The 5,606-nt window shown below is 61.6% G+C and carries 5 protein-coding genes; 2 read left to right on the top strand and 3 right to left on the bottom strand.

Going from position 1 to position 5,606, the window contains the following annotated elements; translation table 11 throughout:
• Nucleotides 1–74: 74 nt before the first annotated feature.
• Complete coding sequence (locus GIW04_RS27220; protein WP_003192227.1) at nucleotides 75–779, bottom strand: YebC/PmpR family DNA-binding transcriptional regulator; 705 nt, start codon at nucleotides 777–779, stop codon at nucleotides 75–77.
• Between the two features lie 109 nt (nucleotides 780–888).
• Nucleotides 889–2,226, bottom strand: a complete 1,338-nt coding sequence (locus tag GIW04_RS27215) for an MFS transporter (protein ID WP_120248976.1) — start codon at nucleotides 2,224–2,226, stop codon at nucleotides 889–891.
• 258 nt (nucleotides 2,227–2,484) lie between these two features.
• Between GIW04_RS27215 and GIW04_RS27210 the strand changes: the two genes are divergently transcribed.
• Nucleotides 2,485–3,375, top strand: coding sequence for a LysR substrate-binding domain-containing protein (locus GIW04_RS27210; protein ID WP_034133785.1), 891 nt, complete (start codon nucleotides 2,485–2,487; stop codon nucleotides 3,373–3,375).
• Here the strand turns inward: GIW04_RS27210 and GIW04_RS27205 are convergent.
• A complete protein-coding gene (locus tag GIW04_RS27205; RefSeq protein ID WP_120248975.1) occupies nucleotides 3,351–4,205 on the bottom strand; it encodes a LysR substrate-binding domain-containing protein in 855 nt (284 codons plus the stop codon). The genes GIW04_RS27210 and GIW04_RS27205 overlap by 25 nt on opposite strands.
• 112 nt (nucleotides 4,206–4,317) lie before the next feature.
• Here GIW04_RS27205 and GIW04_RS27200 point away from each other — a divergent pair, with 112 nt between their 5' ends.
• Nucleotides 4,318–5,442, top strand: a complete 1,125-nt coding sequence (locus tag GIW04_RS27200; RefSeq protein WP_120248974.1) for a 2-aminoethylphosphonate--pyruvate transaminase — start codon at nucleotides 4,318–4,320, stop codon at nucleotides 5,440–5,442.
• The last annotated feature ends 164 nt before the right edge of the window (nucleotides 5,443–5,606 follow it).

Raw genomic sequence — 5,606 nt, 5'->3', positions numbered from 1 at the left:
CATCTGTTGACTGTCACACCGCATTCGCGAGCAAGCCCGCTCCCACAGGTTGACCGCGTGTACTCAGATAAACATCAGCCCGCCAGGCCGACAAACATATCCTGCACATCATCATGGTTGTCCAGGCCTTCCAGGAACGCCTCGACTTCTGCCATCTGCTCATCGGTCAAACCGCTGACCGGGTTCTTGGAGATATAACCCAGCTTGGCCGACAGCACGGTGAAGCCCTGCTCCGGCAAGGCCTTCTGCACGGCATCCAGGTCGGTGGTTTCGGTGATGAACAAGGTGGCGCCTTCTTCACCCTCTTCAAAGTCCTGGGCGCCTGCTTCGATGGCGGCCATTTCCGGATCGGCGTCCGGGGTGTCCGGCGATGCTTCGATCAGCCCGACATGGTTGAAATCCCAGGCTACCGAGCCGGAAGCGCCCAGTTGGCCCTTGCGGAAGGCCACGCGGATTTCCGCCACGGTGCGGTTGATGTTGTCAGTCACGCACTCGACGATCAAAGGCACCTGGTGCGGCGCGAAACCTTCGTAGGTGACGCGGTGGTATTGCACGGTTTCACCGAGCAGACCGGCGCCCTTCTTGATCGCGCGGTCCAGGGTTTCCTTGGGCATCGAGGCCTTTTTGGCCTGTTCCACCACCAGGCGCAGGTGCGCGTTGGTCGCGGTATCGGCGCCGTTGCGGGCGGCGATGGTGATTTCTTTCACCAGCTTGCCGAAGATCTTGCCCTTGGCATTGGCTGCCGCTTCTTTATGTTTGACTTTCCACTGTGCGCCCATGACTCACTCTCTTATTTCCATCGCGCCCAAACGTCTACTGGCCGGCGCTTTGGGGGCAGAGTTTATAGCGCGAGAACGCTTCGTTCCACCAAAAAACCGGCCAAGGCCCTCAGGTGCGCAAGGGTTTGATCACCGCATTGCGGTCCGGCACAAAATCCCCGGCCTGGGCCAGTACGGCGGGCCTGGCATTCCAGTAGGGCATCAGCACCAGCGAAGAAAACAGCGCCGCACCGGCAAACACAATAAATACCGTAACGGTATCGAAATAGCCTGGCAGCAAACCGCCCAGAATCGCCCCCACCGAACCGCAGCCGTTCACAAAACCCGCGGCGGTAGCGCCGGCCTTGGCGGTGCCGAAGTCGATGGCCGCGGTGCTGCTGATCATCGAGTCCGGCCCGTACAGCGTCAGGCCCATGACAAACAGAAGGGCCATCACCAGCACCACACTGCCGGTGTGCAGCGCGCCCATGAACAACGCCAGGGCAACCGTCAGCGCCAACAGGCTCAGCACACAGGCGGGCATGCGCCGGGCGCCGAACAGCTTGTCAGAGGCCAGGCCGATCAACACCGGCCCGAGCAAACCGGCCAACTCAAACGCGGTGGGCACAATGGCGGCGCCGACCTTGCCCACCGACGGCATCTGCTCGTAGACGATCACCGGCCCCCACAACAGAATCGCGTAGCGCGCCGGCTTGAGCAGGAAGTACGCCAGCCCCAGGGTCAACACCGTGCGGTTGCGCAGGATCGCGCGCAGGGGTTCGAGTACGCTGACGCGCTGCTGGGCGGCCAACTGCTCGGCGCTCAGCATCGGCTCGGGCTCGGGCTCGGGCTCGACTGCCGGCAAGCCCACATCCTGCGGGGTATTGCGCTGGAACATAAAGAACAACACGGCCACCACCGCTACCACTGCGGCACTGGAAATAAACGCCGCGTGCCAACTGCCGATCAGCGTATAGGCCCACCAACCGGCAAACGGTGACGCGACCAACCCGCCAAACGCGTAACACGAACTCCATAACCCCAACACCCGCCCCCGCTGCTGCGCCGGGAAGAAACTGCCAAGGTTCTTGCATAACCCCGACCAGCCGGTGGACTGCGCCAAGCCCTGCACTAACATGCAAGTGACAAAGATCGGCAAGGTGGCAAAGGTGCCCATCACCAACGCCGCGCCTGCGGAAATCAGCAAGCCACCAAGCACCACCACCCGTGGCCCGAAGCGGTCGGCAAGCATGCCCCAAGTGAACTGGCCTACGGCATACGCGGCGAGGTAGAGGCCATCCAGGTTGGCCATCATCATTTTGTCGAGGGGGAAACTCGGGTCGTCGCCGATCCCCAGCTTCGCCACTGAAAACGCTTTGCGGGTGAAATAGAACGCGGCATACGCCAGCCAGGTGATGGCAAAAATCTGCACGCGCCAACGCTTGATGCTACCCATAGGGATATTCATGGTGGTTCTGACCTCAGGTGTGAGTGTGCCGGCAGAATCGAAAGAAAACGCCTGTTGTTTTTATGGTTGAGCACTGCAATGCCGGGCCTTGAAGAGCGCGGTATTGGTCAGATGGGTGCGGTGTGCCTGCGCCCATGGCGGCCGTGGTTGTAGGACTCAACCTACGGCGACTGAGGTGCATCAAAGCAATGGCTGACTCATAGGTAAAATCGATTTATCGTATTTCAAATATAAGCTCAGCTTTTAAGAGGACGTGCCATGTCCGTTTCCCATGCCCAGCTCAAAGCCTTCCATGCGGTGGCCATTCACGGCAGTTTTACCGGGGCGGCCGAACGCCTGTTCCTGACCCAACCTGCGATTTCCGACCAGGTGCGCAAACTGGAAGAGCGCTTCGGCGTACTGCTGTTTCACCGCAACAAACGTTCGGTGCGCCTGACCGATCTGGGTGAGCGCCTGCTGGGTATCACCCAACGCCTGTTTGTGATCGAAGCCGAAGCCGAAGAATTGCTGCAGGATTCGCGCGCCCTGCTCACCGGCACCCTCACCCTGGCAGTGGATGCACCCGTGCACGTACTGCCGCAGGTTGCGCGCTTCTGCCAGCGATACCCTGGGATCAGCGTGAAGATCGAAACCGGCAACACCGATGAGTCGCTGTCGCGCCTTTACAACTACCAGGCCGACCTGGCGCTGTTGGGGCGCGATGTCGATGATGCGCGCCTGTTGTCACTGCCGCTGCCCGACGACCAACTTCTGGCTTTTGTCGCACGTGACCATGCCTGGGCCGGGCGCGAATCGATTTGCCTGGCCGACCTCGATAACACCCCGCTGGTGCTGCGGGAAACCGGCTCGGTCACCCGTCAGACCCTGGAGCAGGAAATGCGCCAAGCCGGCCTGCGCATTCGCCCCGCCATCCAGGTGGAAGGCCGCGAAGCCGCCCGGGAAGCCGTGGTGGTGGGGATTGGCGTAGGCGTGGTGTCGGCGGCAGAGTTCGGTGCCGACGCGCGGGTATACGCCATGCCGATCCGCGATTGCACACAACGCATGAAAGAAACCCTGGTGTGCCTGAAAGAGCAGAGTTCACGCCGCGTGGTCGCGACCTTCCTGGAGATCGTGCGTGAAAGCCTTCACGCCAACTCGAAAAACGCCTGAATCAAGCGCAGCGAGCGGCGGCGCTCCATGCAGCCGAGCATGTGCCGGTTCAGCAGGCCATCGCCCAGGATCGGTACCGCCTGTACACGCGGGTCCGGGCTGACCTCCATCGACGACACCACACCCACGCCCAATTCTGCCGCCACCGCTTCGGTCACGGCTTCACGACTGTCCAGTTCCAGCAGCACTTTGGGTTGCACATTCGCCGCAAGGCACGCGTCATCAAAAGTGCGACGGGTAATGGAGTTGGGCTCGCGCAGCACCATGATCACCTCATGCAACTGCGCCAGTTCAATACCCTCGCGCTGCTTGGCCCACGGGTGCGCGGCCGGCACCAAGGCGCAAATCCGTGACTGGTCCAAGGGTTGCAAGTGCAGGCCATTGCGCGGTTCCACCTCGGTGAGCACCGCCACATCCGCATGTTCGGACAGCAGCGCCGCCAGGGTTTCCTGGGCATTGCCCAAACGCAGGTTCACGGTAATGCCGGGGTAGCGCGCGCGCAGGCTGGCGATCATCGGCATCACCAGATGAGGGCCATCGGCCGCCACTTCCAGGCGCCCGGTGAGCAACTGGCGGTTGGCTTCCAGCATGGTTTGCGCCTCGTCGACCAAACCGAAGATCGCCCGAGTGATGGCCGCCAGGCGTGCGCCCTCCTCGGTCAACTCCACCCGGCGTGCGGTGCGGCGCAACAGCGGGATCTGGTAATGCTCCTCAAGCGCCTTGATATGCCCGGTGACCGCCGGCTGGCTGATAAACAGCCGAGCCGCCGCGCGGGTAAAACTGCCCTCGCGGGCCACGGCATCGAATGCACGCAGTTGGAACAGGTTCATAGCTATCGGCCTCACTGATAGCTCGCATAACAACAAACAATTTGATTGATGACAAGCCAAACTGCAATTTAGGCGCCGTAGCTTGAACCCCGACACCTTGCGAGGATTTGACATGCCCACTGCCGCGCCGATCCTGTTGACCCCCGGCCCCCTGACCACCTCGAACCGCACCCGCCAGGCGATGATGGTAGATTGGGGTTCGTGGGACGACCGCTTCAACCAGCTCACGGCCAGTGTGTGCAGGCAGTTGTTGGCGATCCTCAACGGCGCCGAGAGCCACCACTGCGTGCCGTTGCAGGGCAGCGGCACCTTCGCCGTCGAAGCTGCGATCGGCACCTTGGTCCCTCGCAATGGCAAGGTGCTGGTGTTGATCAACGGCGCCTACGGCAAGCGCCTGGCGAAAATCTGCGAGGTGCTTGGCCGCCAATTCAGCATCTTTGAAACCGCCGAAGACGAGCCCACCACTGCCGCCGATGTGGATCGCCTGTTGAGCGCCGACAGCGCCATCACCCACGTCGCGCTGATTCATTGTGAAACCAGCACCGGCATTCTCAACCCGTTGCCGCAGATCGCCGAGGTGGTCAAACGCCACGGCAAGCGCCTGATCATCGACGCCATGAGTTCCTTCGGCGCGCTGCCGATTGATGCCCGCGAAATACCCTTCGACGCGTTGATCGCCGCCTCTGGCAAATGCCTGGAAGGCGTACCGGGGATGGGCTTTGTCTTTGCCGAAAAAGCGGCGCTGGCTGCATCCCAGGGCAACTGCCATTCCCTGGCGATGGACCTGTTCGACCAGCACACCTACATGGCCAAGACGGGACAATGGCGCTTCACGCCGCCGACCCACGTGGTTGCTGCTCTGCATGAAGCGCTGTTGCAATACGCCGAGGAAGGCGGCCTGCCCGCCCGTCACCAGCGCTACGTGAATAACTGCCAGGCATTGCTGGACGGCATGGCCGAACTGGGCCTGCGCAGTTTTCTGCCGTCGGCGATCCAAGCGCCGATCATTGCCACCTTCCACGCCCCCACAGACCCGCGCTACCAGTTCAAAGACTTCTACGAACGGGTCAAGGCCAAGGGTTTCATCCTGTATCCGGGCAAACTGACGCAGGTGGAAACCTTTCGCGTGGGCTGCATCGGTCATGTCGACGCGGCCGGCATGCGCGCAGCCGTCAAGGCCATCGCCGAGGTGCTGCAAGAAATGTGTAGGAGCGAGCTTGCTCTCGAAGCGCGTTAACGATGACGCGGGCATCCTGAGTCAACGCGGTGCCTGGATGTTTTTCGCGAGCAAGCTCGCTCCTACAGACATGAATGCCATTACCCACAGGATCTGAATCATGAACTATCAAAACCCCAACACCCTCCAGGCCGTTATCCTCGACTGGGCGGGCACCGTGGTCG

The sequence above is a fragment of the Pseudomonas sp. PA-4-8C genome (assembly GCF_021606625.1).
GTDB classification, from domain to species: domain Bacteria; phylum Pseudomonadota; class Gammaproteobacteria; order Pseudomonadales; family Pseudomonadaceae; genus Aquipseudomonas; species Aquipseudomonas lactis.
This window is presented reverse-complemented; position numbering and strand designations above follow the sequence as displayed.

What these genes read in the sequence shown, in the direction of transcription:
- GIW04_RS27220 (WP_003192227.1), bottom strand. Translation starts at nt 779, where the DNA reads ATGGGCGCACAGTGGAAAGTCAAACATAAAGAAGCGGCAGCCAATGCC.
- GIW04_RS27215 (WP_120248976.1), bottom strand. Translation starts at nt 2,226, where the DNA reads ATGAATATCCCTATGGGTAGCATCAAGCGTTGGCGCGTGCAGATTTTT.
- GIW04_RS27200 (WP_120248974.1), top strand. Translation starts at nt 4,318, where the DNA reads ATGCCCACTGCCGCGCCGATCCTGTTGACCCCCGGCCCCCTGACCACC.
- GIW04_RS27205 (WP_120248975.1), bottom strand. Translation starts at nt 4,205, where the DNA reads ATGAACCTGTTCCAACTGCGTGCATTCGATGCCGTGGCCCGCGAGGGC.
- GIW04_RS27210 (WP_034133785.1), top strand. Translation starts at nt 2,485, where the DNA reads ATGTCCGTTTCCCATGCCCAGCTCAAAGCCTTCCATGCGGTGGCCATT.